General features: G+C 72.7%; 3 protein-coding genes and 1 pseudogene. 2 read left to right on the top strand and 2 right to left on the bottom strand.

Annotation, left to right across the window (positions count from 1 at the left end):
* Positions 1 to 74 precede the first annotated feature (74 nt).
* A complete protein-coding gene (locus tag ACJ73U_RS36715; RefSeq protein WP_407782359.1) occupies positions 75 to 1,253 on the bottom strand; it encodes a M23 family metallopeptidase in 1,179 nt (392 codons plus the stop codon).
* 80 nt (positions 1,254 to 1,333) lie between these two features.
* Positions 1,334 to 2,335 carry a helix-turn-helix domain-containing protein gene (locus ACJ73U_RS36710; RefSeq protein ID WP_407782358.1) on the bottom strand — a complete coding sequence of 334 codons (1,002 nt, stop codon included), beginning with the start codon at positions 2,333 to 2,335 and terminating at the stop codon, positions 1,334 to 1,336.
* A gap of 135 nt (positions 2,336 to 2,470) precedes the next feature.
* On the opposite strand from ACJ73U_RS36710, the gene ACJ73U_RS36705 reads away from it, so the two are divergent.
* Together ACJ73U_RS36705 and ACJ73U_RS36700 are read left to right on the top strand one after the other, a co-directional pair.
* Positions 2,471 to 4,336, top strand: a complete 1,866-nt coding sequence (locus ACJ73U_RS36705) for an acyl-CoA dehydrogenase (RefSeq protein ID WP_407782357.1) — start codon at positions 2,471 to 2,473, stop codon at positions 4,334 to 4,336.
* Positions 4,337 to 4,470: 134 nt separating this feature from the next.
* A pseudogene (locus ACJ73U_RS36700) lies at positions 4,471 to 4,952 on the top strand (cyclopropane-fatty-acyl-phospholipid synthase); the annotation flags it as partial.

The following is a 4,952-nucleotide window of genomic DNA, read 5'->3' as shown; positions in this document are numbered from 1 at the left end:
TCTGACGCCGGGACCTGCCGGGAAAGGCGCGTTCGGGACTTCCGAGCGCGCCTTTCCCGTCCCGAGCGCGCCGGTCAGGAGAGGTTGCCGGCGATCGGCAGGTCGCCCGGCTCGCCCCAGTTGCTGTGCATGACGGCGCCGGGTTTGTGCCACGTCTTCGTCGACGGCCGGAAGACGCCGATCTCGTCGGTGCCGTCGGCGTTCCAGTCGCCGGCGACGGGGAGATCCCCTGGCTCGCCCCAGTTGGTGGCCAGAGTGTGCCCGGGGTAGTACCAGTCGCCGGTCGACGGCCGGAAGACCCCGATCTCGTCGGCGCCGTCGTTGTCCCAGTCGCCGGCGACGGGGAGGTCGCCCGGCTCACCCCAGTTGGTCGCGAGGGTGCGGCCGAGGGCGAACCAGTCCCCGGTCGACGGGCGGAACAGGCCGAGCTCGGCGGCGCCGTCGCCGTTCCAGTCGCCGGTGACCGGCAGGTCGCCCGGCTCGCCCCAGTTCGTGCGCACGGTGTGGCCCGGGGTGAACCAGTCGCCGGTGGACGCGCGGAACACGCCGATCTCGTCGATGCCGTCCCGGTCGAGGTCCGCGGCGAACGGGCGGTCGCCCGGCTCGCCCCAGTTGGACGCGAGGGTGCGGCCGGGGGAGAACCAGCCGCCGGTCGATGGTCGGAAGACGCCGATCTCGTCGACCGCCGTGCCGCAGTTGCGGCTCGTGATCTGGTAGCTCTGCGAGTTGGCCTGGCCGTACGTGACGCCGTTGAACACCGGTGGGGTGCGTTCGTCGTTCGGGTAGCCCCACTCGGCCTGGCCGTCGCCGTTGCGGTCGATCGCCATCTCGAAGTGCACGTGGGACACGCCGTTCGACGTCTCGCCGGTGTGCCCGACGCGACCGATCGGCGTGCCGCGCACGACCCGCGTGCCGACGCCGACCGTGCGGGACTGCAGGTGGAGGTAGGTGGTGAACCAGCCACCGCCGTGGTTGATCTGGATGATGTTCCCGGCACCCGCCGGGTTGCTGTAGGACTGGTTGACCACGCCGGGCGCGGGTGCGACCAGCTGCGCGCCCTCGGTGGCCTCGGTCGGGTTGCGGAAGATGTCGATCGCGGGCGCGTGCGCGAAGGACTCGGCCCGCAGCGCCGTACCGCACGGGAACGGCGCCTGGAAGTTCGGTCGTGCCGCCGCCTCCTGGGCGGGCAGGGCCAGTAGGACAGCGGGCAGGGCGGCCGCCACCACGCCCACCCGGATATGCCATCTCGGCATGCCGATCAGACCTCCACGATTGGGGAATTTCCTACCGTTGAAGGGTGCGCGGATCGCGTCGTCGCGGCGACACCATTCGGTCAGGTCCGAAATGATCGGAGCCGGCCGGCGAGCACCGCGTCCGCGAGCGGGGTCAGCGCGTGCTGCACGGTCCGGCCGGTGCGCCGGCTCACGACCAGGCCCGCGTCCCGCAGGACACCGACGTGCTCGCTGGCCGATGCCGTGGAGATGCCGAGGCGCGCACCGAGCTCCGTGGAGGTGGACGTGGTGGCCAGCGCGGCGAGGACGGCCGCGCGGGTCCGGCCGAGCAGTGCCTCCAGTGGCCGGCCGTGCCGGCCGGCCACGCCCTCGAGCCAGTTCGGCGGGTGCTCGACCGGGTACACCAGTACCGGCGGCAGGGCCGGGTCGACGAGCACGACCGGCTTGCCCCAGCAGAAGTACGACGGGATCAGCAGCAGCCCGCGCCCGTCGAGGCGCACGTCGAGCGGGACGGGGTAGTCGGCGGACAGGACGGGCGGGTCCCAGCGCAGTACCGGCCGCAGCGAGGCGAGCATGGTGTCCACCCCGCCGTCGAGCAGTGCGGTGGCACGCAGCGACCGCTCGACGCCGACCGCGGCCTCCACCTCGGCCCAGACCGGGCGGACGATCGCGCCGTGTACCAGCTCCATGGCCCGCACCACGTCGTCGAGGACGCCGCGCTCCCCACGCCCGAGCCGGTGCGCCCACGGGGGCAGCTCCCGGGTCCGCTCCGCGTAGCCGATGTCCCGCGACAGCCGGTCGCGGGGCGTGTCCCGGACCGCGGCGAGACCGGCGGCCAACCCCTCGCCCGCCTCGGCCGGTGTGAGGAAGTCGGGGAAGTAACCCACTTTGGGCACGAGCGCGCGGAGCATGCCGACCGCGCCGTGCAGTCCCCGCTCGTGGACGGCGACGCGGGCCGCCCGCTGCCAGCCGCTGGACACGAAGGCCCCGGCGACGTCGGTGGTCAGCCGGTACAGACCGAGAACGGTCTCCCACAACGGGTCCGGTGCCTTGGCCACCCGCACCCGGGACAGGTCCGCGTCGTCGAAGTAGATCCGCAGCACGGCTCGGGACCCTACGCGGACCTGCCCCGGCAACGGTGTCCTCAGCCGGAAACTGCCACGTACCCGAGGAGGACGCCCAGGACGCGTGCGCCTGGTCACCGTGTGGGCTGGTGGTGGACGGGGTATTGATGGTTCATGAGTGATCAGGTCGATCCCGGGGCGCTCACCGCCGTGTTGGACGGGCGGTGGAGGGAGTTGCGGCGCCGGTTGCGGGAGCGGATGACCGGGGCCAAGTTCGTCGACACCTACGACCTCGACCGGGAGGCCCACCGCGCGCTGGTGTGGGACCAGCTGCGGGAGCTGGTGGACTCCGGGCACCCGCGCCTCGGGTTCGACCCGGCGTACGGCGGCGCGGGCGACATCGGCGGCTCGGTCGTCTCCTTCCAGCTGCTCGGGTACGGCGACCTGTCGCTCATGGTGAAGGCCGGCGTGCAGTGGGGGCTGTTCGGCGGGGCGGTGCAGATGCTCGGCACGACCCGCCACCACGAGAAGTACCTGGCCGACATCATGTCCCTGGAACTGCCGGGCTGCTTCGCCATGACCGAGTCCGGACACGGGTCGGACGTCCAGCACCTGCGCACCACCGCGACTTACTCCGACGGTGAGTTCGTCATCGACACCCCGGACGACGACGCGCGCAAGGACTACATCGGCAACGCCGGGCGGGACGGGCGGATGGCCGTCGTGTTCGCCCAGCTCGAGGTCGGCGGCCGGGGGCACGGCGTGCACGCGTTCCTGGTGCCCGTGCGCGACGCGTCGGGCCGGCCGATGCCCGGCGTGCGCATCGAGGACTGCGGACCCAAGGCCGGGCTCAACGGGGTGGACAACGGCCGCCTGTGGTTCTCCGGCGTGCGGGTGCCGCGGGAGGCGTTGCTCAACCGCTACGGGGACGTGGCCGAGGACGGCCGCTACACGAGCCCCATCGAGGGCGACAGCCGGCGGTTCTTCACCACGCTCGGCGCGCTGGTGCGCGGCCGGATCAGCGTGGCCGGCGGCGCGGGCAGCGCCACCCAGCGCGCGCTGACGATCGCCGTGCGGCGGGCGGAGAAACGGCGCCAGTTCCGGCGGCCCCACGAGGACACCGAGATCGTCCTGCTGGACTACCTTGCACACCAGCGCAAGCTGCTCCCGGCCCTGGCCACCTCCTACGCGTTGCACTTCGCGCAGGAGGAGCTGGTCGCGATGCTGCACGAGGTGCACAGCGCGGCGGAGCCGGACGAGCGGGCGCAGCGCGTGCTGGAGTCCCGGGCGGCCGGCATCAAGGCCGTCGCCACCTGGCACGCCACGACCACCATCCAGGCGGCGCGGGAGGCCTGCGGCGGTGCCGGGTACCTGGCGGAGAACCTGTTGCCCGGCCTCAGGGCGGACACCGACGTGTTCACCACGTTCGAGGGTGACAACACCGTCCTGCTGCAGCTGGTGGCGAAGGGACTGCTGACCGACTACCGCGACAACTTCGCCGACCTCAGCCCGCTCGCCACCGCCCGGCTGGTGGCGGAGCAGGTGATGGGCGCGGTCCTGGAGCGGTTGCCGGCGCGGTCGATCAGGCGGCCCGAGCCGCGGGACCGGGCCTGGCAGACGGACCTGTTCGCCGACCGCGAGCAGCACGTCCTCGAGGGGCTGGCGCGCCGGCTGCGTGCGGCGGCGTCGTCGGACGGCGACGCGTTCGAGGTCTTCAACGACGCCCAGGACCACGTGCTGCGTGCCGGGCGCGTGCACATCGACCGGCTGGTGCTGGACGCCTTCGCCACCGCGGTCGACGAGTGCGCCGACCCGGCCGCGCGGGACCTGCTGAGCCAGGTCTGCGACCTCTGCGCCCTGTCGACCATCGAGGCCGACCGCGCCTGGTTCCTCGAACACGGGCGCCTCACGCCGCAGCTGGCCAAGAAGGTGGTCGCGGAGGTCAACGCCCTCTGCAAGGCGCTGCGCCCGCACGCCCGCACCCTGGTCGACGCGTTCGCGATCCCGGAGCAGTTCGTCGCGACCCCGTCGACCGCCTGACCGGCCGGAACCGGGGCCCGTGCGTAGCGAGTACGTACGAGCTTGTTCACCCGCTCATCCGCGCGCCCCCCTTCTGTCAGGTGCCATCGGTAGCCACAATGGGAAGATCTTCGGTCTGGTCCAGGAGGAACGACGTGAGTGTGGACTCGTCCTCGTCCAAGGTGCCCAGTCCCGCGAAGCGGGAGTGGCCCGGTCTCGCGACCCCGCCCGACTCGCCCTTCCGGGCGGCGGTGGCGCGGCGCCTGTTCCTGCACGCCGTCCGGCGGCTGCCGATCGCGGTGGAGCTGCCGGACGGCCGGCGGTTCGGCGGTGGCGGCCCGGACGCCCCGGTGATGCGGCTGGTCGAGCCGGCCAACTTCTTCCACCGCCTCGGCAGCGACGGCACGATCGGCCTCGGCGAGGCCTACATGGTCGGCGACTGGACCAGCGACTCGCTGGTCGAGGTGCTGACGTCGTTCGCGTCGCGGATGGACGACCTGGTACCCCGACCGCTGCGGGCGTTCCGGCAGCTCGCCCGGCCGCACAAGCCCTCCGGTGAGCAGAACACGGTCGACGGCGCGCGGCGGAACATCGAGCGGCACTACGACCTGTCGAACGAGCTGTTCGCGCTGTTCCT

Source organism: Actinophytocola sp. (assembly GCF_045807065.1).
In the GTDB taxonomy this organism is placed as follows: Bacteria; Actinomycetota; Actinomycetes; order Mycobacteriales; family Pseudonocardiaceae; genus Actinophytocola.
The sequence above is the reverse complement of the archived record's forward strand: the minus strand, read 5'-3'. Positions and strand labels throughout refer to the sequence as shown.